This is a genomic window from Dietzia sp. 111N12-1 (assembly GCF_001658045.1).
In the GTDB taxonomy this organism is placed as follows: domain Bacteria; phylum Actinomycetota; class Actinomycetes; order Mycobacteriales; family Mycobacteriaceae; genus Dietzia; species Dietzia kunjamensis.
In genome coordinates, this window is record NZ_LSSV01000020.1 from 49,644 (window position 1) to 74,586 (window position 24,943).

A 24,943-nucleotide genomic window follows, 5' to 3' on the forward strand; every position below is an offset into this window, starting at 1 on the left:
GCCCATGCCCACGCCGTCGACGCCCGCACCCGCCGCCGGGCCCAGACCGGACCCCGCACCCGATCCGACCGCCGGGCGACGCCTGGTGCTCTCGGGATTCCTCTTCGGGTGCGGGATCGCCGGCTCGGTCATCGACCTGTTCGTCTTCCACCTGCTCCTGCAGTGGCATCACTTCTACGACCTGTCCACCACGACGACGGCGCTGGTCGCCGACGGCCTGTTCCACGGGGCGACCTGGCTGATCACCGTGTGGGGGCTGTTCATGTTCGCGGACGTCCGCCAGCAGATCGTCGTCCCGTGGACGCGCTGGGCCGGGGCGGTCCTCACCGGCATCGGGTTCTTCCAACTGGTCGACGGGATCGTGTTCCACAAGCTCCTCGGCATCCACCAGATCCGCTACGGCGTGGACCTGCTCGTCTACGACCTGGTGTGGATCCTCTCCGCGATCATCCTGCTGACGATCGGCCTGGTCATGTTGCGCCGGACCAGGAACGCGCCGCTCACATCCCCCGTGGTTCGGCGGCCCCGGAGCTGATCGACGGTGGGCAACGGACACGCGCACGACGGTCGCGACGCCACGCCGGGGGGCGCCGGCGCGGTCGGCACCACGCCGGGAGACCACGCGACCTCCGTCGCCGCCGAGTGGTGGATCCTCGAGTCCGTCGGACCGGCCGTCCTCGTCCTGGCCCTGACCGCGTACCTCCTCGGTGTGTACCGGCACCGTGGCCGCGGACCGTGGGCCTGGTGGCGCACCACCGTCTGGATCGCCGGGCTGACCAGTGTGGGCGTCGGCTGGGCCGGTCCGCTCGCGGAGGCGGCCCGCCACGACTTCACGGCCCACATGGCCACCCACCTGCTCGTGGGCATGATCGGGCCGCTGCTCCTCGTGCTGGCGGCCCCGGTCACCCTGGCCCTGCGGACGCTTCCGACGTCGGGCGCACGCACCGTGTCCGCCGTCCTGCGCTCTCGGCCCGCACGGGTGGTCACCCACCCGGTCGTCGCCGCCGTCCTCAACGGCGGCGGGGTGTGGCTCCTCTACGCGACCGAACTCTTCGAGCTCATGCACCGGTCGATGGCCCTGCACCTGCTGGTCCACGTCCACGTCCTGCTCGCCGGGATCGCGTTCACCGTGGCGATGATCGGCCCGGACCCCAACCCGCACCGCGCCTCCCTGCGCGTCCGCGCGACCGTGCTGGTGGTGTTCATCGCCGCCCACTCGATCCTCGCCAAGTGGCTCTACGCGCACCCGCCCGCCGGCGTGGACCCGGTCGACGCCCGCGCCGGCGCGCAGCTCATGTACTACGGGGGCGACGTCGTGGACCTGGCGATCCTCATCCTGTTGTTCGCCGGGTGGTACCCCGGCTCGCGCCTCCGACCCCGGCTGCTGCCCGGTCACCCGCGCGAACGCCGCGAACGGCGTATCCCTCGCGCCGGGCAGCGCCTAGGATAAGAAAAATCCGATCCGGGAGGTACGCCGTGGCCACGAAGAAGCGCTGGAACGACCTGACCGACACGCAGAAGACGGTCCTGCTCACGCTCATCTCGGTGCAGGTGTCACTCGCCGCGACCGCGTGGGCGGACCTCGCCTCCCGTCCCGCGGCGAAGGTGCAGGGCTCCAAGGGCAAATGGGCCGCGATCATCGCGATCAACTTCATCGGGCCGATCCTCTACTTCACCCGCGGGCGGCGGTAGTGACCACCCGGTCACGGGCCGGCCTGGCCACCGGTGTCCTCCTCGTCGTCGTCCTCGCCCTGGGCGCGTGCGCGGCCGGACCCAACGTCGACGTCGCCCCCACCGGCGCCGGGTTCCTCCTCGGCCTGTGGCACGGGATCATCCTCCCCGTCACCTTCGTCATCTCCCTCTTCACCGACACCGTGACGATCTACGAGGTGAACAACAACGGCAACTGGTACGACTTCGGCTTCGTCGTGGGACTGGCCCTGTTCTCTGGCCCGGCCCTCGCCGGCGGCCGGGGGCGGCGGGGATGACGCGCGTCCTGGTGACCGGCGGAGTCCGATCCGGCAAGTCCCGGCACGCGGTGCGACTGCTCGGCGACACCGACACGGTGACGTTCGTCGCGCCGGGCCGCCCCGCCGACGAGCTCGACGACCCCGACTGGGCCGCGCGCGTCGACCACCACCGGGCACACCGGCCCGCGGGGTGGCGCACCCTGGAATCCCCCGATGTGGCCTCCGCGCTGCGCCACGCCCCCGGCCCGGTCCTCATCGACTGCCTGGGCACCTGGCTCACCGCCACCGTCGACGACCTGGGCCTGTGGGACGCCCCCGCCGACGAGGCGCGCGCCGCCGTCGACGAACGGACCGACGCCCTCTGCGCCGCCCTCACCGCCCGCGACGACGTGGTGCTGGTGACCAACGAGGTCGGATCCGGGGTCGTGCCCCCGTACCGCTCGGGCGGCGTGTTCCGGGACCTGCTGGGCGCGCTCAACCAGTCCGTCGCCGAATGCTGCGACGAGGTGCACCTGGTCGTGTGCGGGCGGGTCCTCACGCTGTGACCGGGCATGTGGCGACCGGCCTGAGCGCCTTCCCGCTCACACCTCTGAGCGACGACCGGGTCGACGAGAGCGCCTATGCGGCGATCATCGAGCGACTGGTACGCGCGGGCGTCGACTCGATCGGTGCGCTCGGTTCCACCGGTTCGTATGCCTACTTCGACCGCGAGGAGCGGCGCCGGGTCGCCGAGGCGACCGTCCGACACGCGGCGGGGGTTCCGGTGATCGTCGGGATCAGTGCCCTGCGGACCTTCCACGCGCAGGCCCTCGCCCACGACGCGCAGGCGGCCGGCGCCTCGGCGGTGATGCTCGCGCCCATGAGCTACCAGCCGCTCACCGACGACGACGTGATGGGCCTGTACACGGACGTCGCCGGTGAACTCTCCGTGCCACTGGTGGTCTACGACAACCCCGGCACCACCCGTTTCGGATTCACGCCCGAGCTCTACCTGCGACTGGCCGAACTCCCGCAGGTGGCCTCGATCAAGATCCCGCCGCCGCCGGCGGAGCCCACAGCGGCGCGTGAGCACCTCGCCCGACTGCGCTCCGCGGTGCCCGAGCGTGTGGGCCTGGGGGTCTCCGGCGACCCCTCGGCCGCGGCGGCACTGCTCGCGGGCTGCGACAGCTGGTACTCGGTGCTGGCCGGCACCGTCCCGGGCCCCGCCCTGGCGATCGCGCGGGCGGCGCTGTCCGGTCGGGCCGAGGAGGCGTTGGCCGAGTCCGCCGGGCTGACGCCGCTGTGGGAACTCTTCTCCGCGCACGGCAGCCTGCGGGTGGTCGCGGCCGTCGCCGAGATCCTCGGGCTGGCCGCGGAGAACTGTCTGCCCCGGCCCGTGCTCGGCCTCACCGGTGCCGACCGGACGGTCGTAGAGACGGTGGTCACAGCCCTTTCGCTGGGGAAATAACCGCACACTCATGCCGGCGGCTCCATACTTGGAGCACCCGCCCCCACCCCGCCCCTCGCCGTGCGCCGCCCCCGGAGGACCCCGTGAGCACCGACCAGTTGACCGAGAAGTCCGACGAGCCCGCCGCACCCTCGCCCGTGGCCGCCGTCGCCCGCGCGGTCGCCACGGCGGCGCGACGGCTCCCCGTCACGGCGGTGATCGTCGCCGCGCTGCTCGTCACCGGGGTGGTGTTCGAGGCCCTGTGGCGCAGCGCCCGCGACGCCACCTGGTTCCCCGACGTCGCCTACGGTGTGCCCGCGCTGGAGGGCGGCCGCTGGTGGACACTCGTGACCGGGCCCTGGCTCGGGCTCACCCCGCTGCAGCACGTGTCCCTGCTGGTGCTGGTGGCGGCGGGCATCGGGATGGGCGAGTGGCGCCTGGGCCCGGTGCGGACTGCGCTGACCGCGGCCGTCGGGCAGCTCATCGGCGTGCTCGGGGCGGTCGCCGTGATCGTCCCCGGCGACGCGGTCGGCTGGGAGTGGGCCACGGAGCTGTCGGTGGTGCTGGATGTCGGCTGCTCGACCGCGGTGATCGCCGTGCTCGCCGCCGCCACGGCCACCCTCGTCTCGCCCTGGCGACTGCGCGCGCGGGCGCTGCTCTACGGCTATGTGATCGTGTCGTTCCTGTTCGTCGGGAGCCTGGCCGACCTCACCCACCTCGTCGCGTTCGTGGTGTTCCTCGCCGTCGGCGAGCGGTTCTTCTCCGGCACCGAACACGGCCTGCGGCCGCGGACGCGACGGGAGACCCGGCTCGTGGTGTCGGCGGGCATGTGGTTCATCGCCGCGGTCCACGTGGTGGTGTATTTCCTGCCCTCCGACGGCCCCCTCGGGCCCACCGAGGCCGAGGACGTGAACCTGATCGGCATGCTCCTGTCCGTCCTCATCGCCGCGGCCACGGCGGAGCTGCTGCGCCGTGGCTACCGGGCAGCGTGGGGCGTCGCCCTCGCCTATGCCCTGGTCACCGCGGTGGTCACCCTCGTCGTCACGGTCTTGGTCGTCGCCGCGGACTTCGAGTCCCTCGGCGCCGTCACCCTCGGTACCGGTCTGCTCTGGGTGGGCGAGGCCGTGCTGCTGGTGGTGGGCCGGGGCGCGTTCGGCGTGCGGGTGCGGCGACGGGTGACCGGGTCGCGCGTCCATTCCGACGACGTCGTGGAGCGCGTCCGTGAGCTCATCCGGCGCCACGGCGGCAGCACGATGTCGTGGATGATCACGTGGCAGCCGATGAACTACTTCTTCGGCGCGGGCACCAGCACCGCGGGCCCCGACTCGGCGGGGGTCGTGGGGTACCGGGTGCACGTCGGCACCATCATCGCGCTGGCCGACCCCGTCGCCGACCCCGCCGACCGCGACGTGCTGCTGAGCTCGTTCGTCGACTTCGCCGAGGCGCAGGCCGCCGTCCCGTGCCTGTTCTCGGTGTCCGGCGAGACGGCGGATCGGATGCGGGTGCACGGGTGGCGGGCACTGCAGATCGCCGAGGACACCATCATGGATTTGCCCGACCTGGCCTTCGCGGGCAAGAAGTGGCAGAAGATCCGGTCCGCGATGAACAAGGCGGACAAGAGCGGCACCACCTACGTCTCCGGGCTACTGCGCGAGCAGCCCGCCGCGGTGCTGGCGCAGGTGCGGGAGATCTCCGAGCAGTGGGTCGGCGACAAGGAGCTGCCGGAAATGGGCTTCACGCTCGGCACGGTCGAGGAGGCGCTCGACGACGACGTGCGCATCGCGCTGGCCGTGGACTCCGGCGGGGTGGTCCAGGCGGCGCTGTCCTGGCTGCCGGTCTACCGCGGCGAGCCCGACGGTGGCGTACGCGGCTGGACCCTGGATCTCATGCGCAAACGCAACGGCCCCGGCGCGAACAACATGGTCGAGTTCCTCATCGCCCGCTCCGCGCTGGAGTTCAAGGACGAGGGCGCCGACTACGTCTCGTTGTCCGGTGCGCCGTTGGCGCGAAGTGGCGACGACGACGAGGTGGCCGTCCTCGACCGCGGACTCGATCTGCTGGGTCAGGCACTCGAGCCCTACTACGGGTTCCGGTCGCTCCACCAGTTCAAGTCGAAGTTCAATCCGAGGATCGAGCCCGTCTACCTGTGTTTCCGCGACGAGGCGGACCTGCCGCGGATCGGGGTGGCGATCGGCCGGGCGTACCTGCCGGGAGCGACGACCCGCCAGCTCGCGGCCCTGGCCCGCTCGGGCCCCTCGGAGACCGTCGACGTCTGACGTCCCCGGGCGGGACGCACCACTGCGCCCCTGACCTCCCGGCATCCGCTCCCGCGCCTGGCGTCTCGCTCCCGAGCCTGGCGCCTCGCCCACCGGCCCGCCCTGCATCCGCTCCCGTGCCTGGCGTCTCGCTCCCCCGCCTGACCGCCCACCACGCAGCCGCTCCCGTGCCTGGCGTCTCGCGTGCCCCGGCGGGCAGGCGAGAGTTCATCGTGACGGGCGGGAGTAACCGAGGGGCCGTGAGGGCCGCGGTGGGCCGGGGGTCTCCGTCCGGGCTCAGCTCATTCGCCGTGGCGCGCGAGGCGCCGTGCCAGATGCTCGCGCAGGTCCTCGAAGTGCCGTTCCGCGGCGGTCTCGTCGTACATCGACGTATCCGCCATCGAGTACCCGTGTGGGGCACCGGGGTAGACGTCCTGGTCCAGGGGCACACCGGATTCCCGGGCCAGGGACGCGATGACGTCCATCCCTTCCCGCGGCATCGACGGGTCGTCGTCAGCGTGACGCAGGAGGACGGCGGCCCGGGTGGTCGCGAGACTCAGGTGGGGACTGTCGCTCTCGTCCGTCGCCAGCCCGCCGCCGTGGAATCCCCCGACGGTGGCGATGCGGTCCGTGTGGTCCCCGCCCGCGCGCAACGCGAGTCGCGCTCCCATGCAGTAGCCGATGACCCCCACGTCGCCGGTGACCCCGGGCAGCGTCAGCAGCGCGTCCAGGTAGGCCGCGGTGTCCGGTCGCGACAGGTCCGAGGTGAGTCCCTCCCTCAGAGGGAATACCTTCGCGATGTAGCCGTCCCGCTCGCCCGGTTCGCGTAGATCGACGGTCGGGGCCAGGTCGTCGACGGTGCCGGAGCGGTAGAAGACGTTCGGCGCGAGGACGACGTAACCCCAGCTCGCGATGCGATCCATCATCGTGCGTATCTGCGGCCTCAGACCGAAGATGTCCGGGAACAGCAGCACGCCCGGCACGTCGTGCTCGGCGGTCTCGGGCCGCGAGACGAACGCCTCCGCGGTGCCGTCCGCCGTGTCGATGGTCAGGTCCACGGTCATGTCGCCACGCAGGTCCACAGTCGAATCCCTTCCGTCGTCACCGACGGTAACTCCGCGATCCGGGCACCACAGCCCGGTCGCGCAGAGCGGGACGGTCGCACCGAGCGGGACGGTCAGCTCCGTGCGGCCAGCACCGCGTCCCGGGCGTCGAGGGCCGTGTCGCTGCCCAGGGCCAGGGCCGCGAGCTCCCGGCACTGCTCGAGGGTGACCCCTGCCAGAGCCGCCCCGACGAACGGCAGCGCGGCGGTGGCGACGGAGAGCGAGCCGACTCCGAGTCCCAGCAGGACGCACGCCAGGTTGGGGTCCGCCGCCGCCTCGCCGCACACCCCGACCGGGATCGTGCGCCCGTCCGGCGATCGTCCCGCGGCCTCGGCAACCGCCCGGATGAGCCGGAGCACGGCGGGTTGCCAGGGGTCGGTGAGGGCGGCCAGGTCGGACGACATCCGGTCGGCGGCCATGACGTACTGCGTGAGGTCGTTGGTGCCGATCGACAGGAAGTCCACGTGCGGGAGGAACCTGTCGACGGCCACCGCGACCGACGGCACCTCGACCATGATCCCGGGCGTCAGGCCGCGCCGACGGCACCGGTCGGCGAAGTCGCGGGCCTCGTCGACGGTGGCGACCATGGGGGCCATGACCCACGGTGAGGACTGCGCCCCGCCCACCCGGCGGCCGGCCGCGGCGAGGGCGTCGAGTTGCCGGTCCAGCAGCCCGGGGTCGATGAGATCCACGCGGATGCCGCGGACGCCCAGGGCCGGGTTGTCCTCCTCGGTCATGCCCGCGAACGCCAGCGGTTTGTCCGAGCCCGCATCGAGGGTCCTCGTGACGACCCGGCCGTCCGGGAATGCGCCGAGCACCCGGGCGTAGAGGTTGACCTGCTCGTCGTGGGTCGGTTCGGCGGCCCGGTCGAGGAACGCCAGCTCGGTGCGGAACAGGCCGATCCCGCCGGCCGGGCCCGACGCCGCGTTCTCGGCGCCCTCGCCGTCCTGGACGTTGGCCAGCAGGCGTACGGAGTGCCCGTCGGCCAGGACGGCGGGGCCGCTCCAGTCGGCGGCGGCGGCCCGGGTGCGCCGGTCCGCCTCAGCGGCCGCTCGGGCCGGGCCCTCCTCGGGCTCGACGGTGACCGTGCCCGCGGCGGCGTCCACCAGTACGTTCGTGCCGTCGGTGATCGCGGCGAGTCCCCCGGCGGCGACCATGCACGGGATGCCGAGCTGCCGGGCGATGATCGCTGTGTGTGAGGTGGGCCCGCCGTGCTCGCAGACGATCGCCAGCACCATGTCCGGGTCGAGCCCGGCGGTGTCCGCCGGGGCGAGGTCGTCGGCCATGAGCACGCCCGGCGCGTCGAAGTCGGGCACGCCCGGTTCGGGCAGGCCGCGCAGCTCGGCCACGACGCGCGCGCAGATGTCGCGGAGGTCGGTGATGCGTTCGGCCTGCCGACCGCCGACACGCGCGAACATCGCGGCGAAGGTCTCCGTGGCCGCCACCGCCGCGGCCTCGACCGCCACGCCCTTCTTCAGTTCCTTGACCACCGCCTTGGCCCAGCCACGGTCCCGGGCGAGGACGGCGTTGGCGGACAGGACCTCTGCACTGACGCCGGTGGCGAGGGCGGCCCGTTGATCCAGTCGGTCGGCCACGGTCCGGGCCGCTGCGACGAAGCGTTCGCGGCCCTCCTCGACCTGCGCCTCGTCCGGCGCACCCGCTGCCTCGGCTCCCGTCGCCGTCCCGGTTCCCGCCGCGCCCGCGGCCCCCGGGTCGACCGCCGCGCCCGTGGCCCCCGGGTCGAGGACATCCTGCCTGACGACCCACCGGGCGGGCCCGTAGGCCAGTCCGGCGACCACGCCGGTGCCGCGGATGACCGTCCCGGACTTCGACTGCTGCGTCATGGGAACTCCTAGCGGACCGGACGCCCTCGTCCGGCTCATCGATCGGTTATGTGACGAGAATAACTAAGTCGGCTTGACTTTCCAACCGTATCGGGCAGAATCCAACACAATCGGTCACCACAGCGGAGAGGTCGGAGCCCATGTACGGGAGCGAACGACGGCGACACATCACGGAGGCGCTGGCCGCCTCCGGGCGGGTGACCGTCGCCGAACTCGCGGCCGGCCTCGACGTGAGTGCCGAGACGATCCGCCGAGACCTGTCGCTCCTGGAATCCGAGGGGCACCTCGAACGCACCCACGGCGGGGCGGTCCCGGCGGTGCCCGGTGGCCGCGTCGAACGCACCCTGGCCGCGCGGCGGTCGGAGAACGTGGACGCGAAGTCCGCGATCGGCCGGGCTGCGTTGCGGCTGCTCCCCGCCGTGGGGGGCGCGGCCCTGCTCGATGCCGGCTCCACCACGGACCGCCTGGCCGAATCGCTGCCCGCCGACCACGGCCTCACCCTCATCACGAACTCGGTCCCCATCGCCGACGGCCTGCACCGCGCGGCGTCGGAGGACCTCCACGTCCTCGGCGGGACGGTCCGCGGCCTCACGGGGGCGTGCGTGGGTCCGTCGGTGCTCCGGGCGCTGGAGTCGATCCGGGTCGACGTCGCCTTCGTGGGCACGAACGGCCTCCACCCCGAGCGCGGCCTCACCACCCAGGACCCGGACGAGGCGGCGGTCAAGAACGCCATGTGCCGGGCGGCCCGCCGGGTGGTGGTGCTCGCGGACTCGAGCAAGTTCGGTCACGAGTTCCTGGTCTCGTTCGCTCCGCTGGACCGGGTCGACGTCCTGGTCACCGACGCTCCCCCGCCGGGCCCGCTGGCTACAGCGCTGGACACCTACGGAATCGAGGTCGTGCTGCCATGATCGTCACGCTCACCATGAACCCGTCGGTGGACCGGACCGCGCAGCTGCCCGCGCAGCTCACCGTGGGCGGGGTCAACCGCATCGCGGCCGTCGACGACTCCCCGGGCGGGAAGGGCGTCAACGTCGCCCGCGTCCTCGCCGGCGGAGGGGTCCGGGCGGAGGCGGTGTTCCCGGCCCCGGCGGACGACCCGTTCGTGGCGATGTGCGCCGGGGCCGGCGTCGCGACGTCCGTCGTCCCCGCGCACGGCGCGGTGCGGATCAACCTCACCCTCGCAGACCCCGCCGGAACCACCACCAAGATCAACGCCCCCGGCCCCGAGCTCGACAGCGCCGCGATCGACCGGGCCCGCTCCACGGTCGCCGCCCTCGCCGGTGACGCGGCGTGGGTGGTGCTGTGCGGGTCCCTGCCGCGCGGCGTACCGGACGACTTCTATGCGGACCTGGTCGGTGCGCTCCGTCCCGGGGGGGCCCGCCTCGCCGTCGACACCTCCGACGCACCACTGGCCGCCCTCGCGGAACGCCTGCCCGACGCGGCGCCCGACCTGGTCAAACCCAACGGCGAGGAGCTCGGGCAGCTGGCCGGCGTCGACGGCTCCGAGCTGGAGCGTCGCGCCGCCGCCGGTGACACGACCCCCGTGGTGGACGCCGCGCGGGCGTTGCGCGCCCGCGGCGTGGGCGCAGCCCTGGTCACCCTGGGCGGCGCCGGTGCCGTCCTGGTCGACGACGACGAGGCGTGGTACGCGAACACCCCACCCGTGCAGGTCAGATCCACGGTCGGGGCCGGAGACTCCGCGCTCGCGGGCTACCTGCTGGCCGAGTCCCGCGGACTCCCGCCGCGGGACCGGCTGCTGTGGGCGGTCAACCACGGCAGCGTCGCCGCCTCACTGCCCGGTACCGGACTGCCGCTGGGCCTCGACCCGACCACGTTCCGCGCCACCGTGCGGCGACTCGACTGACCCGCCGCACGGGCGACCAGCACCCACAGACCGCGACCCCCCACCCGGCGGCCTCCCACCCAGCACCCTCCCACCCAGCACCCTCCCAACCCAGCACCCTCCCAACCCAGCACCTCTCAAACCAGCACCCTCGGAAGAACACGGAGCACGGCAATGAACCAGCCGATCATCGAGACCGCCGCGGTGCGGCTCGACGCCGACCTCGGCGGCACCAAGCAGGAGGTGATCCGGGCGCTGGCCCGGACCCTCGTCGACGCCGGCCGGGCCGACGATCACGACGCGCTCGTACGCGATCTGTTCGCCCGCGAGGACAAGGCGGCCACCGGTATGAAGGGCGGGATCGCGATCCCGCACTGCAAGTCCGAGGCGGTGTCCGAACCGAGCCTGGCCTTCGCGCGGCTCGACCCGCCCGTGGACTTCGGCGCCAAGGACGGGCCCGCCGACCTCGTGCTGATGATCGGCGCCCCCGCGGGCGGCGGCAAGGAGCACCTGAAGATCCTGGCCACCCTCGCCCGAAACCTGGTGCGCTCCGAGTTCGTGGACTCCCTCCGGTCGGCCACCACGCCGGACGAGGCGGTCGCGGTCATCGAGGGGGTGCTGGCGCCGGAAGAGAAGGCGCCGGCCTCGTCGTCGTCGTCCTCGTCGTCGTCCTCGTCTTCCTCGTCGTCGTCCGGCGCGACAACGGACACGGTGGCCGCCTCGGCGGTATCGACCCCCGGCTCGGCATCGGGCGCGGCGCCGGCCCGGGTGGTCGCGGTGACCGCCTGCCCCACCGGCATCGCCCACACCTACATGGCCGCCGACTCGCTCGCCCAGGCCGCGGAGGCGCGCGGCGTCGAACTGCACGTGGAGACCCAGGGCTCGGCCGGGGCGACCCCCCTCGACGCGGCGGTGATCGAGGCCGCGGACGCGGTCGTGTTCGCCACGGACGTCGGGGTGCGCGACCGGGGCCGGTTCGCCGGCAAACCCGTCGTCGAGTACGGGGTGAAGAAGGCGATCGACGCGCCCGACCAGGTCCTCGACGAGGCGCTGGCCGCGGCCCAGGACCCCCGGGCACGGCGCGTGTCGGCGGACTCCGGCACCGCCGACGGCGGCTCCGGCTCGGGGGGCGGGTCCGGCTCCGACGAGCACTGGGCTCGCGGCCTGCAGCGCGCCGTCATGACCGGCGTGTCGTACATGATCCCGTTCGTCGCCGCCGGCGGGCTCCTGCTCGCACTGGGATTCCTGTTCGCCGGGTACGACGTCGCGTTCGTGTGGGAAGAGCTCGCCACCGGGTTCTCACTCACCGACCTGCCCGGGGAGGTGTGGTACCTCGACGGCGAGATCGTGTCCGCCGGGACCGCCGGAGCCGAGGTCCTCACGCACTCCGGGCTGCGGCTCTACATGGGAGCCGTGCTGTTCGCGATCGGCCAGGCCGCGATGGGCTTCATGATCGCCGTGCTTTCGGGCTACATCGCCTACGGCCTGGCCGACCGTCCCGGCATCGCACCGGGCTTCGTAGGCGGCGCGCTGTCGGCGACCCTCGGCGCCGGGTTCATCGGCGCGCTCGTCACCGGCATCCTCGCCGGCTACCTCGTGCGGTGGATGACCACCTGGAAGACGCCGCGCTGGCTCGCCGGTCTCATGCCGGTGGTCCTCATCCCGCTCATCGGCTCGCTGGCGATCGGCCTGCTGATGTTTCTGCTGCTCGGCCGCCCGCTGGCCTCACTGACCTCCGCCATGGAGTCGTGGCTGGGTGGCATGACCGGCTCCTCGGTGATCCTGCTGGGCGTCATCCTGGGCCTGATGATGTGCTTCGACCTGGGCGGGCCGATCAACAAGGCGGCGTACACGTTCGCCACGGCCGGTCTGGTCGCCGACAACCCGGCGACGCTGCGGATCATGGCCGCGGTGATGGCCGCCGGCATGGTTCCGCCGCTCGCGATGGGCTTGGCGACCGTCGTGCGCAAGCGCCTGTTCAGCCCGGTGGAGCAGGAGAACGGCCGCGCCGCGTTCCTGCTGGGCGCCAGCTTCATCACCGAGGGTGCGATCCCCTTCGCCGCCGCCGACCCGCTCCGCGTCATCCCGTCGATGATGGCCGGTGGCGCCGTGACCGGTGCGCTCATCATGGCGTTCTCGGTCGAGTCGTACGCGCCCCACGGCGGGCTGTTCGTGGTGTTCGCCATCAACCCGGTCTGGGGCTACCTCCTGGCCATCCTCGCCGGCACCCTCGTCGCGTGCGCGGCCGTGGTGGTCGCCAAGACCACCCGCCGCGAGCCCACCCCGGCCCCGGCCGCCGCAGCACAGCCGGTCGCGGCCTGACACCAGAGCCTGCACGATGACGGGGGAACCCCCGGCACCGGAATACACAGAGGAGACACCATGCCCAGCACCACCGTCACCGTCGGATCGGCCGAGGGCCTCCACGCCCGCCCCGCGGGGATCATCGCCGAGGCCGCCGAGAAGTACGAGACCGACATCGAGATCACCTACGACGACGAGGAGGCCGACGCCGCGTCCGCGATGCTCATCATGGCGCTCGGCGCCGAGAAGGGCGCCACGGTGACCGTCAGCGGAGAGGACGCCGACGCGGTGGCCGAGATCGCCGCGCTCATCGAGCAGGATCTCGACGCGGAATGACCGTCCTGGTCGTGGGATCCGGCGGGTATCTCGGCTCGCGCCTGGTACCCGCCCTGCTCGACCGCGGTCACCGCGTCCGGGCCGGCGTCACGGACCCCGGTCGTGCCGCGACGCGCCCCTGGTCCGATCGGGTCGAGACCGTACGGTGCGACGTCCTCGACCCGGCGAGTCTCTCGGCCGCCCTCGACGGGGTCGACGAGGTGGTCTACCTGGTGCACCGGATGGGTGCCGGCGCCGACTTCCGCCGCGAGGACGCCGAGGGTGCGGGGGCGATGCGCCGGGCGATGGCCGCCGCCGGCACGGAGCGGTGTGTCTACGTCTCCGGACTGGCCCCCTCGGGGGACGACCGGCTGCCGCTCTCGCAACACATGGCGTCGCGGCTCGAGGTGGAATCACTGCTCTCGGCCGGGTCCACGCCCGTGTTCACGCTGCGGGCCGGGGTGATCCTGGGCGCGGGCTCGACGAGTTTCGAGGTCCTCCGCACGCTCTGCGAGCTGCTCCCCGTCCAGCCGGTGCCCCGATGGATGCGACACCGGAGGGTCGAGCCCGTCGCCGAGCGGGACGTCGTGGAGGCCCTGTGCCATGCCCTGGTTGGTGAGCCCCGGACCGGCCACGCGGACCTCGGCTGCGGGGAGACCCTGACCTACCCCGCGCTGCTCGCGCGCTACTCCCGCATCGCCGGGTTGCCGACGGTGCGCCTCCCCGTGCCCGGGGTGCCGTGGGACCTCGTCGCCGCCGGACTGGCACCCCTGGTCGATCAGGACGGGGCGACGGTCAGCGCGCTGATCGAGAGCCTGCAACACGACATGGTGGTCGGCGATCCCGCCGCGGGGCTGCTCCCCGGGGACTGGGAGATTACGGGGATCGACGAGGCGATCCGGGTCGCGCTCGCCGACGCCGCCGACTAGGAGGGATGTCCAACGCGGCCACCGCCGATGCGACATCCAACGACCCGCTTAGGTAACCTCGATCACAACTGACACTCGTCAATCCGCGAGAGTCTCGAGATCGAGGCCCGAGACGACCGCCCGAGGAAACAAAGAGGTCGCGCATCATGACGTCGCGTATCGCCACCCCGCCGGTCGCCCCGGGCCGTGAGGCCCTGTTCCGTCCCCTCGAGGTCAGGTCGCTGCGCCTGGCCAATCGCCTCGTCATGTCCCCCATGACCCGCATGGGCTGCCCCGACGGCCTGCCGGACGAGGTCAACCGCGACTACTACGCCGACCGGGCCGCAGGCGGAACGGGACTCGTGGTGACCGAGGGCATCGGCGTCGACCACCCGACCTCGGTCGACCATTCGTGGATCCCCCGCCTCGACACGCCGGAATCTGTATCGGCCTGGCGTGTGGTGACCGACGCCGTCCACGCCGCCGGCGGCCGGATCATCGCCCAGCTCTGGCACGTCGGCCCGCTCTGGGGCGCGAACGCCCGCTTCGACCGGGCCCACCGCGACCGGCTGATGGAGATGCACCCCATGCGCCCGTCCGGGCTCTGGGGGACGCCGGGCGTCACCACGTACTCCGAGCGCAGCGTCGCCCGCTGGTCGCCCGAGGTGCCGCCGATGACCGACTCCGACATCTCCGAGGTCATCGACGCGTTCGCCCGCTCCGCGCGCCTGGCGATGGAGGCCGGTTTCGACGGCGTGACGCTGCACGGCGGCCACGGGTACCTGCTCGACGCGTTCGTCTGGGCCGACACCAACCGTCGCACCGACGACTGGGGCGGTGACCTGGCCGCGCGCAGTCGCTTCCCCGCCGCGGTGGTCGCGGCGGTCCGCAGTGCGATCGGTCCCGACGCGCCGCTGTTCTACCGCTTCTCCCAGCACACCCAGCAGGACTACACGGTCCGCAAGGCGACCACTCCCGACGAACTGGGCGTCTACCTGGGCGCACTCGCCGAGGCCGGGGTCGATCTGCTCGACGCCTCGACCAGGCGGTTCAGCGACGCGGCATTCCCCGACCTGGGAGGTGACGACGGCGAGGTGACCCTGGCCGGTTGGGCCCGCCGGCTCACCGGCCTGCCGTCCGGCGCCGTGGGCGGGGTGGGGATCGGGACGTCCCTGCGCGAGCAGAAGTCGGGCAAGCCGGCCATCGCCGCGGACAACATCGATGCGGTCGTGGAGTGCATGGAGCGCGGCGAGTTCGACCTCATCTCCGTGGGTCGACTGCACCTTGCGGATCCGTCGATCGCCGAGGTCCTGCGCACGGCCGGGCCACTGCCGGAGTTCGTGCGCGAGGTCCACGAGATGCCGTTGCGCTCCCCCGCCTGACCTGCCGTGCCGCGGGGGCATCTGACCTGCCGCGCCGGGTTTCCGGCAGCGCGAGACGAACCCTGGCCGGGCCGCCGAAACGGGACTAGCCTTCGGCCATGACCGTCACCGACGAACTGCTCGAGGCCGCCAAGGCCTACCAGGCCGACTTCGACAAGGGCGACCTGCCCATGCCGCCCGGGCGGAAGATCGCCGTGGTGGCCTGCATGGACGCCCGTCTCAACCCGTACGGCCTGCTGGGCCTGACCGAGGGCGACGCGCACGTCATCCGCAACGCCGGTGGGGTCGTCACCGACGACGTCCTGCGCTCGCTGACGATCAGCCAGCGCCTGTTGGGTACCGAGGAGATCGTCCTGATCCACCACACGGACTGCGGGATGCTCACCTTCCGCGACGACGACCTCAAGGACCGGATCGAGTCCGACACCGGCCTGCGGCCCCGCTGGGCGCCGGAGTCGTTCCCCGAGCCGGAGGCCGACGTGCGCCAGTCGATCGCCCGCGTCGAGTCCGATCCGTTCCTGCTCCACGCCACCGCCGTCCGCGGCTTCGTCTACGACGTCGGCACCGGCGAGCTGCGCGAGGTCGCCCGCGCGTGACGCGGACCTGCTGATGCCCCTTCCCGGGGAAGGGCGATCGCGCTAAGTTGGAGGTTTCTTCATCCCGCGCCGAACTGTCCCGGCGATCCCGCACGGAGCCCCGCAGTGTCCACACACACTCACTCAGCCGAGACCACTCGTTCCGTCAACCCGTTTCGGGTCGCCCTGCTCGTCGGCGGCCTCATAGCCGTGGGCTTCGGCGTCGCTGTCCTCTTCTGGCCCGCGAAGACGGCAGTTGCCGTGACCGGGGTGCTGGCCGTCTACGCGATCGCGGCCGGCGTCGTCTACATCGCCGTGGCGGCCGTCGCCAGGTGGCAGAGCACGGGTAGCAGGATCGGCCACGCCCTCCTCGGAGTGCTGTTCATCCTCGCCGGCGCCTATGCGTTCGCCTCTCTCCAGGAGTCGGCGGCATTCCTCGCTCTCTTCGTCACGGTCATGATCGGCGTGATGTGGATCGTCGAGGGTTTCACCGCTTTGTTCACCCTCGGCGAGTCTGGGTCGAGCGCGGTGACGGTCATCTTCGCGATCATCTCCGTCCTCGCCGGGTTCGCGCTGCTCAGCACCCCGGTGTGGGGCGCGGGGTTCCTTTGGTGGCTCTTCGCGATCTCTCTCGTCGTCCTCGGCGTACTCAACGTGGCCCGCGCTTTCCCGCTTAGGGGCTGACGGCCGGACCACCCAAACCCGCCTCCCCGCACGCGGGCACCCCGGGAGATGTTCCAGAGACCGGTAGCGCACCGGTCGAGCCCAGTGCGGATCGCTGTTAACCTCGGCCCCGGCGCACCGGTTGTGACCCGGATCGCCTCATCACCCCGACGAAAGGACTCCCCTGCAATGGGTTCAGACGCTCTCGGTTCCCTCGGTTCTCTCGCGGCGGGCTCCCTCGCCGCCCCGCTCCTTGGTTCGCTCGGTCTCGGCTCCCTTCTCCAGGGGGCCGGCAGTGACGTCGGCAGCGCGACCGACTCTCTGACCGGGCTGTTGCCCACGGACCTCCTCGGCGGCCTCTCCTGACCCGGACGGGATACACGCAAGACCCCGGGACGCAGTTCTTCGTCCCGGGGTCTTCTGTAGCGCGCGCCGGAGATCGGCGTCACGACGGCGTCAGGTGTGTGCGCCCTCGGCCTGCTGCTCGTCGGAGTACATGGACGTCTTGCTGGTCTCGGGGGCGAGGACCAGCGAGATAATGGTGAGCACGCTCAGGCCGACCAGATAGTAGCCGACGTAGGCGACCGAGTAGTTCTGCACCAGCCACACCGCGACGAACGGGGTCAGCGCCGCGCCCAGGATCGCGGAGAAGTTGTACGCCACTCCCGAGCCCGTGTAGCGCGTGTGGGTGGGGAACAACTCGGGAAGCACCGCGGACATCGGCCCGAAGGTCAGCCCCATGAGCATCATGCCGACGCACAGGAAGAGCAGCATCCGCACCACGTCAAGGTCCTCGCCCGTACCCATCGCGTCCGGGTCGAGCCACCAACCGAAGCTCAGGCCGAACAGGATGATGGCGGCGGTGACGCCGATGAGCATCCGACGGCGGCCCAGCTTGTCGGCCAGCAGGCCGGCCACCGGGACGAACGCGGCGAACAGCAGGATCGCGATCACCTGGATGATGAGGAACGACTGGTAGCCGTAGCCGAGCCCGCCGGCGTCCGCGCCGCCGATCGCGAACGACAGGATCCACGTGGTCATCAGGTAGAACAGGCCGTACGTGGCCAGCATGATGAACGTGCCGAGGATGATCTCCCACCAGTTGCGGCGGAACACCTCCGAGACCGGGGTCTTGACCCGCTCGTTGTTGGCGATCGCCCGGGCGAAGACCGGCGTCTCCTCGATGCGGAGCCGGACGTACAGGCCGACGGCGACCATCACGATCGACAACAGGAAGGGCAGACGCCACCCCCACACCAGGAACGGGTCGCCCAGTTCCGCAGCGGTGGAATCGTACGAGAACCAGATCGTGAGCAGCAGGAAGATGCCGTTGGCGAGGATGAAGCCGAACGGCGCGCCGAGCTGCGGCCACATGGCGGCGAACGCGCGCTTGCCCGGTTGCGCCGTCTCCGAGGCCAGGAGCGCGGCACCCGACCACTCGCCACCCAGGCCGATGCCCTGGAAGAAGCGCAGGATCGTCAGCATCGCCGGCGCCCAGAGACCGATCTGGTGGATCGTCGGCAACAGGCCGATGAGGAACGTCGCGATACCCATGGTCAGTAGCGCGCCGACCAGGGTGACCTTCCGGCCGAGACGGTCCCCGTAGTGACCGAAGACGATGGACCCGAGCGGCCGCGCGATGAACGCCGTACCGAAGGTGGCCATCGAGGCCAGCAACGCGGTGCCCGGGTCACCGCCCGCGAAGAACAGCAGCGGGAAGACCGATACCGCGGCCGTCGCGAAGATGTAGAAGTCGTAGAACTCGATCGTGGTCCCGATGAGCGAGGCGAGGATGATCCGGCGCCGGGGCACCGGCTCGGCCGAGATCGTCTCGGGGACCGCGGTACCCGTCCCGTGGGGCCCTGTGGACCCGTCCGGCGTTGCCATGTTCCTCCTAGGACGTCTGAACGGCGCATCGACTGTCGACCACCGACCGTCGACCGCGACAAGCGTAGGCGGCCAGGTGATGTGGGTCACCCTGACCGGTGGTGGCTGTGCACGTGGCACAGATCAGCCCGTCGATTTTCGCGATCGCTGCGCACGGTGTCCAATCCCACCCCCGCCGCCGGGGCGTGCGGGGGTGGTGCGGGCGGTGCGGCGCGCGGGCGATGCGGCGCGCAGGGGTCGTGCGGGTGATGCCGTGCGCCGGGTCAGCGTGTCCGGTAGTGCGAGTAGGCGGTCCCGCCGGCGAAGACGCGGTGGGCGGCGAGCTCCAGGTCCAGCGTCGTGTCCGGGGGCAGCGCGCGCAGTCCGCCGCCCACGACCCTGGGGACGACGAACAACCGGAGATCCGAGACCAGCCCCGCGCGGATCGCCGCGCCGGCCGTGGTGGGTCCGAAGATCTCCACCTCGCCCGGCGCCTCATCGACGATGCGGCGCAGAGTGTCCAGGTCGAGGCGCGGGACCAGGCGATCACGATCGGACACGAGGTCGTTCGCGGTCAGTCTCGAGGACACCACGGTGCGCGGTATCGCCTTCCACCGCTCCGCGAACTCGTGCTCGTCGGGGCTCCACGAGTCGTCCTCCGGTGGGGACAGCCAGTACTCCATCAGCTTGTACGTCCGCCGGCCGAGCACCTCGTGGACGACGGGCCCCAGGCGTTCCACGTGGAACCGGAACACCTCGCCGCTCGGGGCGGACCAGTTGAAGTCGCCACTCGCGTCCGCGGCGTACCCGTCGACCGAGACGGTCGCGGTGTAGGTCAGCGTGCCCATGGCCGTCCTCCAGCCCTTGTCCGTGATGTGGGCGGTCGTGATGAGGGCAGTGTAGTGCCGTGCGCAGGTTCCAGACTGAGCGTTTCCCGCGATTCGGTGTCCGGCGCCCGCGGCGGCGTCGGGTCAGTCGGACACCGCGCGGTCGGCGTCCCGACGCTCCCGCTCCTGCGCCTCGGCGATGGCCTGACGTGCGTAGACCCACCGGGCGGTGGAGTTCAGGTGCGAGCGGTGGTCACCGATGTGCAGCCCCCAGGACAGCAGGGTGATGACGCGGTTCCGGAAGCCGATGAGGAAGGCCAGGTGCACCACCAGCCACAGGACCCAGGCGAGGAAGCCGTGGAGCTCGAGCGGCCCGATCTTGGCCACCGCGCTGTAGCGCGACACCGTCGCCATCGACCCCTTGTCGAAGTACTTGAACGGCGGGCGCTCGGACGAGGACCGTCCCCCCTCGACCTCGCGGACGATCTGCTTGGCGACGTACTTGCCGCCCTGGATGGCGACGGGGGAGACGCCCGGCAGGTTGTCGAGGTTGATCATGTCGCCGATCACGAAGATCTCCGGGTGCCCGGGCAACGAGAGATCGGGATTCACCAGGACGCGGCCCGCCCGGTCCACCTCGGCGCTGGTCTGGTCGGCGAGCATCTGGCCCAGTGGGCTCGCCTGGACGCCGGCCGACCAGATCTTGCAGGTCGAGTCGATCCGGCGGAGCGATCCGTCGGGGTCCTTGACCTCGATTCCGCTGTAGTCCACATCGGTCACCATGGCGTTGAGCTGGATCTCCACACCCAGTTCCTCCAGCCGCCTGCGGGCCGCGTTGCCGAGCTTCGGTCCGAAGGGCGGCAGGACAGACGGGGCGGCATCGATGAGGATGATGCGGGCCCGGCCCGGGTCGATCCGGCGGAAGCTGTTCTTCAGGGTCCGCTGCGCCAGCTCCGCGATCTGTCCGGCCATCTCCACGCCCGTGGGACCGGCGCCGACCACCACGAACGTCAGGAGGCGACGACGTTCCGCGTCGTCCTCGGTCACCTCGGCCTGTTCGAAGCAGCCCATGATCCTGCTCCGCAGTTCCAGGGCGTCATCGATGGACTTCATGCCGGGAGCCCAGCGCTCGAAGTGGTCGTTCCCGAAGTAGGACTGGTTCGCGCCGGCGGCGACGATGAGGCTGTCGTACTCGAGTTCGAAGTCCACGTGCCCGGCGGCCGCGTGGACGGTCCGCGCGGCCACGTCGATCCGGTCCACCTCACCGAGGGCGACCGTGGCGTTCTCCTGATCGCGGAGGACCAACCGGGTGGAGGGCGCGATCTCCCCGACCGACAGGATTCCGGTCGCCACCTGGTACAGCAGGGGCTGGAAGAGATGGTGGCCGGTCCTGGCGACCAGGGTGACGTCCACGTCCGCCTTGTCGAGGGCGCGGGCGGCGGCGAGGCCCCCGAAACCCGACCCGATGATGACGACGCGGTGGCGACGATCCGCCGGGGTCCGAGCACCCGTCACCGGATGAGAGTTCATGGTCATGGCGCCTCCTCGACCCACTACTGTCCGGGCTCCGAGCCCTGCGGGGCCCTCTCCCGCCGATCCTAGACCGGCCGAACGGACCGGGGTCCCGAGCCGCCAAACCCTGCCGGGCCGGTGTCAGACCCAGTCCGCGAGCGTCGGCGCGTACCGGTGGAGCACGCGGGTCACGAGTAGCAGGATCACCGCGAGGATCCCGACCCACAGCAAGGTCAGACACCAGCCCGCGAGGACGTCGCTGGGGAAGTGGACCCCCAGGTAGACGCGGGACACGCCGACCGCGAGGACGTAGACCACCGCCACCGCGAGCGCGGCCCACCGGTACCGGCTGCCCCAGGTCAGGACGACCAGCGGCGCCGCGAGCGACATCGACCCCATCGCGTGCCCACTGGGGAAGGAGAAGGTGTTCTCCGCCGACAGGTGCTCCCAGAAATCCGGGCGCGATCGCTCGAAGGCCGGCTTGAGGGCGACGTTGAGCCTGGACGACCCGTACACCGCGGCCAGCACGAGGAAGGCGCCCCCGAATCTGCGCAGGACGCACAGCAGCAGCGCGATCACGACGGAGGCCGCGAGCACGAACTGTCCGCCGAGGTAGCTCGCGGTCTCCGCCGCGGCCGTGAGCCAGGGCGTCGTCGCCCCGTGCACCCACATCATCACCGGCCGGTCCAGGGAGACGGTCTCGTCGTCGGAGACGGCGAACGCCAGCCCGGCGAAGACCGCCAGGAGGGCCAGCAGGAACCCGGCGCCCGCCGCCGGTGCCCTCCACCGGGACGCCCCGGGGGAGGGCCGGGTGCCGTCGTCGATGGTCATCGCCCCAGCGTAGGGACGCGCACCGGGAAAATCAGGAAAAACTACCGACGCTGTGTGGCCGCCCCCCGGCCCCGGCTCCGTGGCGCCTCAGGCGAGTTCGTCGATCAACCGGGAGATGATGTCGTTCATCGCCAGCAGCCCGACGAGGTCGTTACCGCGGACCACGACCAGACGGTTCAGGTGGTACCGGTCCATTAGAGTGGAAGCCTGGTTCACCGACAGGTCCTCGCCCACCGTGACAGCCGGTTTCACCGCGGCGTCGTAGACGTTGAGCAGGTCCACGTCGCCCTCCTCCGCCACGACGACGCGCAGCAGTTCGTTGTAGCTCAGCAGGCCGTAGGCGTCGTGGGGATGCTGCCGCTCCACCACGAGACTCTTGACCCGATTGGCGCGCATCTCCGTCAACGCCTCGCGGAGAGTGGCGTAGGGGGAGACGGTGACCACGTCGGGCACCATGACTTGTCGGACGGTCAGCATGGGGTCCTCCTGGAGGGTTCGTGTCGGGATGGGGCGTAGGGTGCCGGGCGGTTCAGGTGTCCTCCCGGCGCATGAACTCCTCGAACTTCACCAGCTGCCGGGCGTCGATCCCGGTCAGGTGCTCGACGGGAACGTTGAAGGCGATGCCTCGGGAGTTGTCCCCGTCGACCAGGATCTCGTGCAGGGCCTTGAGGATCGGGGTGGCCAGGTGCGTCCCCACGACCATGAGGAGAACCGACTGGGAGCCCTCGAAGGTCAGGCCGAAGAAGGTCTTCTTCTCCTCCCCTCCGATCCCCTTGCCGTCCAGAATGGTCACCCCGGTAGCGCCGGCGCGCTGGGCTATCTCGATGGCGGTGTCCTCCAGGTCAGGCGGGGCGATGACGACGACGGCCGTGAACTTCATGACGGTTCCTTCCGCAGGCGGGGGATTTTCTCCAGGACGAGTGCGTACAACAGGACGGAGATGATCGGGAAGATCGAGGCGAAGGCGATCAGCCCGAACCCGTCGACCAGGGCGCTTCGGCCCTCGATCGCACTGGCCAAGCCGATCCCCAGGGCGGTGACCAGTGGCACCGTGACCTCCGAGGTGGTGACCCCGCCGAGGTCGAAGGCCAGGGCGACGATGTATTTGGGAGCCAGGGCCACCAGTGCGATCACGACCGCGTAGGAGACCATGATGAAGTAGTGCAGCGGCGCGCCGACGAGGATGCGGTACACCCCCAGGGTGATGCCGACCGCGACCCCGGAGGCGACGACCAGTCGGATGGCGGTGGCGTTGATCCCGGCCGGTGACACGTGTGCGGCCTGTCCGGCAATGGCCAGCAGCGCCGGTTCGGCCATGGTGGTGGCGAAGCCGATGAGCAGCGCGAAGAGCAGGATCAGAACCGGTACGTCGAGTCCGATGAGCTGTTCTGCCATCTGTGTGCCCAGCGGGAATAGCCCCATCTTCAGGCCGACCACGAAGGCGTAGAGCCCCACGAGGACCATGACGAACCCCACCGCCACCCGCAGCGGGTGGGACAGCCGGCGACGCAGCGCGACGTACTGGAAGAACAGGACCACGAGCACCATGGGAGCCACGTCGCGGACCATCTCCGCCAGGCCCACCACGTGCTCCAGCCACCAGGGGACACCGTCGGACTGCTGCGCTCCCGGGGCCGGTTCCCCGCCGCCGCCACCGAACGTGTACACCCAGATCCCGTAGAGCTGCACACCGATCATCGGCACCATCACGCACAACGCCACAAGACCGAAGCCGTCCGTCAGAGCACTGCGTCCACGGATCGAGTTCGCCAGCCCGATCCCGATCGCGGCGATCAGCGGCACCGTCACGACGTTGGTGGTCACCCCGCCGGAGTCGTAGGCCAGACCCACGATCTCCGGCGGGGCCACGAACGTGGCCGCCAGAACCACCACGTAACCGCCGATCAGAATCCGGTGGACCGCCCAGCCCCGCAGCACGCGCAGGATGCCCACGACGAGCACGAGCCCCACGGATACCGCGATGACGACCCGCAGCACGATCCCGTTGATCCGCCCCTCGCTGATCAGCTCCGCCTGCTCCGCCACGGCGATCAGGGCCGGTTCGGCCACGACCGCGGCGAAACCGATGAAGAAGCCGAAGGCCAGTAGCAGCCCCAGGGCCCCGCGGCGCGTGAACTGGTTGGCGAGGTTCTTTCCCACCGGGAACACGCTGAGGTCCAGCCCCTGGAGGAACAGGGCGATGCCGACACCCACGATCAACAGACCGGCCACCAGCTGCAGAGGATCTTCCGGCATCCGGCGGAAGACCAGCAGCTGAAAGGCCACCACCACCGCCACGATGGGCAACAGGTTCCTCAGCGCCTTGCGGAACTCCTGGGCGAAGTGGCTGAGATGCTCCATCGCGGCTGGGGTCCTCTTCCGGTGTCGGTGTCGACAGGCGGGCTGGATCCCAGTCTCCCGCAGGGCGTCGCGGGCGTGGGCGAAACCGCCGCGCCCGCTGACCGCGGGGGTGCGTCCTTCCGGGTGATCAGTGCGTGACGGCGCCGTCGACCAGGTGGACCTGCGCGTCGCACCGGGCCGCCATCGTGGCGTCGTGCGTGACGAGCATCAGTGCCACGTCGAGCTCGCGCGCGGTACCGAGCAGGAGGTCTATGACGACCCGACCGGACGCGGAGTCCAGCGCACTCGTCGGTTCGTCGGCGAGCAGGAGCGACGGCCCGCTCATCAGGGCGCGCGCCACGGCCACCCGCTGCCGCTGCCCGCCGGACAGCGCCCCGACCGACCGGTCCGCGGCGTCACCCAGTCCCACCACGCCGAGCAGCTCGTCGGCGCGCTCGCGGGCGTGGAGCCGTCGGGCGCGGGACGGCCGCGACCCCAGCCACACCATGGCCTCGAGCTGTTCCCGGGCCGTGAGCGACTCGATGAGGTTGGCCTGCTGGAACACGATGCCGATCTCGCGTCGGCGCAGCTCGGCCCCCCGGCGCGCGTCCACCGCGGCCAGGTCCACCGCCCCGTCCCCGGTCTCCAGCCACACGTGCCCGGAGTCCGGTCGGGCGAGCGTTGCGGCGACGGCGAGCAGGCTCGACTTCCCCGATCCCGAGGGCCCGGTCACCGCGAGGCTGCGGCCCCGCCCGATCGAGAGCGAGACGTCGTCGACGGCAGTGACCCTGCCGTGGCCGTCGGGGAAGGTCAGGACGACGTTCTCCATCCGCAGTGCGGTCGGGACGGGCGCGGTGGTCACGGGGGCATCGTGGAGGGCGGTACGGGTCAGTGCGGTACGGGGCATGGCGGTTCTCCTGGTGGTGGGTCGCGGTGAGGACGCCGGGGTCGACGACGACGAGGTGAAGCAGGTGCCGGA

General features: G+C 71.4%; 26 protein-coding genes. 16 read left to right on the plus strand and 10 right to left on the minus strand.

The features are described from left to right. Positions 1 to 4 precede the first annotated feature (4 nt). From AYO52_RS03145 to AYO52_RS03175, 7 genes are all read left to right on the plus strand, one after another. The gene (locus tag AYO52_RS03145) at positions 5 to 535 is read left to right on the plus strand and encodes a DUF2243 domain-containing protein (RefSeq protein WP_067713055.1); all 531 of its coding nucleotides are present in this window, start codon (positions 5 to 7) and stop codon (positions 533 to 535) included. 6 nt (positions 536 to 541) lie between these two features. Beyond that, positions 542 to 1,450, plus strand: coding sequence for a cytochrome c oxidase assembly protein (locus AYO52_RS03150; protein ID WP_253695492.1), 909 nt, complete (start codon positions 542 to 544; stop codon positions 1,448 to 1,450). 26 nt (positions 1,451 to 1,476) lie between these two features. After that, positions 1,477 to 1,692 carry a hypothetical protein gene (locus AYO52_RS03155; protein ID WP_067713058.1) on the plus strand — a complete coding sequence of 72 codons (216 nt, stop codon included), beginning with the start codon at positions 1,477 to 1,479 and terminating at the stop codon, positions 1,690 to 1,692. Continuing rightward, positions 1,692 to 1,988, plus strand: coding sequence for a hypothetical protein (locus AYO52_RS03160; RefSeq protein WP_067713061.1), 297 nt, complete (start codon positions 1,692 to 1,694; stop codon positions 1,986 to 1,988). Before AYO52_RS03155 ends, AYO52_RS03160 begins: the two co-directional genes overlap by 1 nt. After that, positions 1,985 to 2,515 (plus strand): bifunctional adenosylcobinamide kinase/adenosylcobinamide-phosphate guanylyltransferase, encoded by a 531-nt coding sequence (locus AYO52_RS03165; RefSeq protein WP_067713064.1) that lies wholly within the window; start codon positions 1,985 to 1,987, stop codon positions 2,513 to 2,515. Before AYO52_RS03160 ends, AYO52_RS03165 begins: the two co-directional genes overlap by 4 nt. Beyond that, on the plus strand, positions 2,512 to 3,417 hold the full coding sequence (locus tag AYO52_RS03170; RefSeq protein WP_253701828.1) for a dihydrodipicolinate synthase family protein: 906 nt from the start codon (positions 2,512 to 2,514) through the stop codon (positions 3,415 to 3,417). Before AYO52_RS03165 ends, AYO52_RS03170 begins: the two co-directional genes overlap by 4 nt. A gap of 83 nt (positions 3,418 to 3,500) precedes the next feature. Then, on the plus strand, positions 3,501 to 5,672 hold the full coding sequence (locus AYO52_RS03175) for a bifunctional lysylphosphatidylglycerol flippase/synthetase MprF (protein ID WP_067713067.1): 2,172 nt from the start codon (positions 3,501 to 3,503) through the stop codon (positions 5,670 to 5,672). A gap of 281 nt (positions 5,673 to 5,953) precedes the next feature. On the opposite strand, the gene AYO52_RS03180 is transcribed toward AYO52_RS03175, so the two are convergent. Further along, positions 5,954 to 6,733, minus strand: coding sequence for a dienelactone hydrolase family protein (locus tag AYO52_RS03180; protein ID WP_313314231.1), 780 nt, complete (start codon positions 6,731 to 6,733; stop codon positions 5,954 to 5,956). Positions 6,734 to 6,828: 95 nt separating this feature from the next. Continuing rightward, positions 6,829 to 8,598, minus strand: a complete 1,770-nt coding sequence (locus AYO52_RS03185; RefSeq protein WP_067713070.1) for a phosphoenolpyruvate--protein phosphotransferase — start codon at positions 8,596 to 8,598, stop codon at positions 6,829 to 6,831. 140 nt (positions 8,599 to 8,738) lie between these two features. On the opposite strand from AYO52_RS03185, the gene AYO52_RS03190 reads away from it, so the two are divergent. From AYO52_RS03190 to AYO52_RS18505, 9 genes are all read left to right on the plus strand, one after another. After that, positions 8,739 to 9,506 (plus strand): DeoR/GlpR family DNA-binding transcription regulator, encoded by a 768-nt coding sequence (locus tag AYO52_RS03190; RefSeq protein WP_067713073.1) that lies wholly within the window; start codon positions 8,739 to 8,741, stop codon positions 9,504 to 9,506. Continuing rightward, positions 9,503 to 10,462, plus strand: coding sequence for a 1-phosphofructokinase family hexose kinase (locus AYO52_RS03195; RefSeq protein WP_067713076.1), 960 nt, complete (start codon positions 9,503 to 9,505; stop codon positions 10,460 to 10,462). Before AYO52_RS03190 ends, AYO52_RS03195 begins: the two co-directional genes overlap by 4 nt. Before the next feature lie 153 nt (positions 10,463 to 10,615). Beyond that, positions 10,616 to 12,763: a fructose-specific PTS transporter subunit EIIC gene (locus AYO52_RS03200; RefSeq protein WP_067713078.1), complete on the plus strand. Its 2,148-nt coding sequence runs from the start codon at positions 10,616 to 10,618 to the stop codon at positions 12,761 to 12,763. 60 nt (positions 12,764 to 12,823) lie between these two features. Beyond that, positions 12,824 to 13,081, plus strand: coding sequence for an HPr family phosphocarrier protein (locus AYO52_RS03205; RefSeq protein ID WP_067713081.1), 258 nt, complete (start codon positions 12,824 to 12,826; stop codon positions 13,079 to 13,081). Next, entirely contained in the window at positions 13,078 to 13,989 is a 912-nt protein-coding gene (locus tag AYO52_RS03210; RefSeq protein ID WP_067713084.1) for an NAD(P)H-binding protein, read from the plus strand. Before AYO52_RS03205 ends, AYO52_RS03210 begins: the two co-directional genes overlap by 4 nt. Positions 13,990 to 14,135: 146 nt before the next feature. Then, a complete protein-coding gene (locus tag AYO52_RS03215) occupies positions 14,136 to 15,350 on the plus strand; it encodes a 12-oxophytodienoate reductase (RefSeq protein WP_067713087.1) in 1,215 nt (404 codons plus the stop codon). A gap of 98 nt (positions 15,351 to 15,448) precedes the next feature. Beyond that, positions 15,449 to 15,946, plus strand: coding sequence for a carbonic anhydrase (locus tag AYO52_RS03220; protein ID WP_067713089.1), 498 nt, complete (start codon positions 15,449 to 15,451; stop codon positions 15,944 to 15,946). Positions 15,947 to 16,051: 105 nt separating this feature from the next. Then, complete coding sequence (locus AYO52_RS03225; RefSeq protein ID WP_067713092.1) at positions 16,052 to 16,609, plus strand: HdeD family acid-resistance protein; 558 nt, start codon at positions 16,052 to 16,054, stop codon at positions 16,607 to 16,609. Positions 16,610 to 16,777: 168 nt separating this feature from the next. Further along, positions 16,778 to 16,954, plus strand: a complete 177-nt coding sequence (locus tag AYO52_RS18505) for a hypothetical protein (protein WP_172812101.1) — start codon at positions 16,778 to 16,780, stop codon at positions 16,952 to 16,954. 90 nt (positions 16,955 to 17,044) lie between these two features. Here the strand turns inward: AYO52_RS18505 and AYO52_RS03230 are convergent, their stop codons facing one another. From AYO52_RS03230 to AYO52_RS03265, 8 genes are all read right to left on the minus strand, one after another. After that, positions 17,045 to 18,475 carry an MFS transporter gene (locus AYO52_RS03230; protein ID WP_067713095.1) on the minus strand — a complete coding sequence of 477 codons (1,431 nt, stop codon included), beginning with the start codon at positions 18,473 to 18,475 and terminating at the stop codon, positions 17,045 to 17,047. A gap of 263 nt (positions 18,476 to 18,738) precedes the next feature. Then, the gene (locus AYO52_RS03235; RefSeq protein ID WP_067713098.1) at positions 18,739 to 19,302 is read right to left on the minus strand and encodes a dihydrofolate reductase family protein; all 564 of its coding nucleotides are present in this window, start codon (positions 19,300 to 19,302) and stop codon (positions 18,739 to 18,741) included. Positions 19,303 to 19,425: 123 nt separating this feature from the next. Continuing rightward, a complete protein-coding gene (locus tag AYO52_RS03240; RefSeq protein WP_067713101.1) occupies positions 19,426 to 20,817 on the minus strand; it encodes an NAD(P)/FAD-dependent oxidoreductase in 1,392 nt (463 codons plus the stop codon). Positions 20,818 to 20,934: 117 nt separating this feature from the next. After that, positions 20,935 to 21,624 (minus strand): phosphatase PAP2 family protein, encoded by a 690-nt coding sequence (locus AYO52_RS03245; RefSeq protein ID WP_067713104.1) that lies wholly within the window; start codon positions 21,622 to 21,624, stop codon positions 20,935 to 20,937. Between the two features lie 87 nt (positions 21,625 to 21,711). Then, entirely contained in the window at positions 21,712 to 22,101 is a 390-nt protein-coding gene (locus AYO52_RS03250; RefSeq protein WP_067713106.1) for a CBS domain-containing protein, read from the minus strand. Between the two features lie 52 nt (positions 22,102 to 22,153). Beyond that, entirely contained in the window at positions 22,154 to 22,504 is a 351-nt protein-coding gene (locus AYO52_RS03255; RefSeq protein WP_067713109.1) for a P-II family nitrogen regulator, read from the minus strand. Further along, positions 22,501 to 23,985, minus strand: a complete 1,485-nt coding sequence (locus tag AYO52_RS03260; RefSeq protein WP_067713112.1) for a DUF1538 domain-containing protein — start codon at positions 23,983 to 23,985, stop codon at positions 22,501 to 22,503. Before AYO52_RS03260 ends, AYO52_RS03255 begins: the two co-directional genes overlap by 4 nt. A 127-nt stretch (positions 23,986 to 24,112) precedes the next feature. Then, positions 24,113 to 24,793 (minus strand): ABC transporter ATP-binding protein, encoded by a 681-nt coding sequence (locus AYO52_RS03265; RefSeq protein WP_067713178.1) that lies wholly within the window; start codon positions 24,791 to 24,793, stop codon positions 24,113 to 24,115. Between the last annotated feature and the right edge of the window lie 150 nt (positions 24,794 to 24,943).

Coding starts and splice junctions, on each gene's coding strand:
- AYO52_RS03145 (WP_067713055.1), top strand. CDS start 5: ATGCCCACGCCGTCGACGCCCGCACCCGCCGCCGGGCCCAGACCGGAC.
- AYO52_RS03165 (WP_067713064.1), top strand. CDS start 1,985: ATGACGCGCGTCCTGGTGACCGGCGGAGTCCGATCCGGCAAGTCCCGG.
- AYO52_RS03185 (WP_067713070.1), bottom strand. CDS start 8,598: ATGACGCAGCAGTCGAAGTCCGGGACGGTCATCCGCGGCACCGGCGTG.
- AYO52_RS03190 (WP_067713073.1), top strand. CDS start 8,739: ATGTACGGGAGCGAACGACGGCGACACATCACGGAGGCGCTGGCCGCC.
- AYO52_RS03195 (WP_067713076.1), top strand. CDS start 9,503: ATGATCGTCACGCTCACCATGAACCCGTCGGTGGACCGGACCGCGCAG.
- AYO52_RS03200 (WP_067713078.1), top strand. CDS start 10,616: ATGAACCAGCCGATCATCGAGACCGCCGCGGTGCGGCTCGACGCCGAC.
- AYO52_RS03205 (WP_067713081.1), top strand. CDS start 12,824: ATGCCCAGCACCACCGTCACCGTCGGATCGGCCGAGGGCCTCCACGCC.
- AYO52_RS03210 (WP_067713084.1), top strand. CDS start 13,078: ATGACCGTCCTGGTCGTGGGATCCGGCGGGTATCTCGGCTCGCGCCTG.
- AYO52_RS03215 (WP_067713087.1), top strand. CDS start 14,136: ATGACGTCGCGTATCGCCACCCCGCCGGTCGCCCCGGGCCGTGAGGCC.
- AYO52_RS03220 (WP_067713089.1), top strand. CDS start 15,449: ATGACCGTCACCGACGAACTGCTCGAGGCCGCCAAGGCCTACCAGGCC.
- AYO52_RS18505 (WP_172812101.1), top strand. CDS start 16,778: ATGGGTTCAGACGCTCTCGGTTCCCTCGGTTCTCTCGCGGCGGGCTCC.
- AYO52_RS03230 (WP_067713095.1), bottom strand. CDS start 18,475: ATGGCAACGCCGGACGGGTCCACAGGGCCCCACGGGACGGGTACCGCG.
- AYO52_RS03235 (WP_067713098.1), bottom strand. CDS start 19,302: ATGGGCACGCTGACCTACACCGCGACCGTCTCGGTCGACGGGTACGCC.
- AYO52_RS03240 (WP_067713101.1), bottom strand. CDS start 20,817: ATGACCATGAACTCTCATCCGGTGACGGGTGCTCGGACCCCGGCGGAT.
- AYO52_RS03245 (WP_067713104.1), bottom strand. CDS start 21,624: ATGACCATCGACGACGGCACCCGGCCCTCCCCCGGGGCGTCCCGGTGG.
- AYO52_RS03250 (WP_067713106.1), bottom strand. CDS start 22,101: ATGCTGACCGTCCGACAAGTCATGGTGCCCGACGTGGTCACCGTCTCC.
- AYO52_RS03255 (WP_067713109.1), bottom strand. CDS start 22,504: ATGAAGTTCACGGCCGTCGTCGTCATCGCCCCGCCTGACCTGGAGGAC.
- AYO52_RS03260 (WP_067713112.1), bottom strand. CDS start 23,985: ATGGAGCATCTCAGCCACTTCGCCCAGGAGTTCCGCAAGGCGCTGAGG.
- AYO52_RS03265 (WP_067713178.1), bottom strand. CDS start 24,793: ATGGAGAACGTCGTCCTGACCTTCCCCGACGGCCACGGCAGGGTCACT.